General features: G+C 39.1%; 1 protein-coding gene. It reads left to right on the top strand.

What is annotated here, in order from left to right:
* The first annotated feature begins 75 nt into the window (after positions 1-75).
* Positions 76-1,187, top strand: a protein-coding gene (locus H9659_RS15345) for an IS3 family transposase (protein ID WP_191692237.1) whose coding sequence is annotated in 2 segments (ribosomal slippage) — positions 76-328 and positions 328-1,187 — 1,113 coding nt in all. Because the reading frame shifts where the segments join, the coding sequence is not laid out codon by codon here.
* Positions 1,188-1,216 lie beyond the last annotated feature (29 nt).

Below are 1,216 nucleotides of genomic sequence, written 5' to 3'. Positions count from 1 at the left end.
TGAATAGGCTACACTTACTTAGACAATAAAGATAGGGTCTTGTAGAATACAACCAAAGAGATGAGGAGAATCTACATGACTGAAAAAAGAGCGAGACGGACCTATACCAAGGAATTTAAAAACCAAATTGTACAGCTACATGAAAATGGTAAACCACGTACAGATATTCTTCGTGAGTACGATCTAACCTCCACTACTTTTGATAATTGGGTGAGGCGTCACAAAGCGACTGGATCTTTTGAAGAAAAAGATCAGCGTACAGATGAAGAGAATGAATTAATTAAATTACGTAAAGAGAACCAACGTCTTCTAATGGAGAATGATATTTTAAAGCAAGCCGCGCTGATCATGGGACGAAAGTAGATGTGATTCAAAACAACCGTCACAAATACTCGGTATCAGCAATGTGCGACGTCCTAGGGATCGCGAGAAGCACCTTCTATTACACTTCCGTTAAACAACCGGAGGATAGAACCCTGCAAAAAGATATCAAGGAAATTTTTAAACAGAGTCGAAATAATTACGGAACACGTAAAATCAAAAAAGAATTAGAGAAGATTAACCGGACGGTTTCTAGACGTCGTATTGGTCGCGTTATGAAGGAAACGGGACTTGTATCCAACTACACTGTCGCTCAATATAAACCGTTTAAATCAAAAGTGAATGAGGAACCTGTAAAAAATGTTCTGGCGAGAAACTTTAACGGCCAAGAAGAACTGGCTGTGGTAGTCAGTGATTTAACATACGTAAGAGTCAATGGAAAATGGAATTATGTCTGCTTATTTGTCGATCTTTTTAATCGGGAAATCATCGGTTACAGCGCTGGACCTGAAAAGACAGCAACACTTGTGTACAAAGCCTTGTCTAGCATTGAACGCAGCTTAGATCGGATCCAGTTGTTCCATACAGACCGAGGAAGTGAATTTAAAAATCAACTAATTGACGAAGCTTTAGAAGCTTTTGGCATCGGGAGATCACTTAGTATGAAAGGATGTCCGTACGATAATGCGGTAGCAGAATCCATGTTCAATGTAGTCAAAATAGAGTTCATTAAGCAAATGACCTTTTCTTCTATCAGCCAGTTAGAACGTGAACTACAGGATTATGTGAATTGGTTCAACAGGGTACGGATTCACGGAACGCTAGATTATCTAACGCCAATTGAGTACCGATTAGAGACCTTATAAAAATTGTCCGATTTAATGTTGACAAGCCA

The organism is Sporosarcina gallistercoris (genome assembly GCF_014836415.1).
GTDB classification, from domain to species: Bacteria; Bacillota; Bacilli; order Bacillales_A; family Planococcaceae; genus Sporosarcina; species Sporosarcina gallistercoris.
The sequence above is the reverse complement of the archived record's forward strand: the minus strand, read 5'-3'. Positions and strand labels throughout refer to the sequence as shown.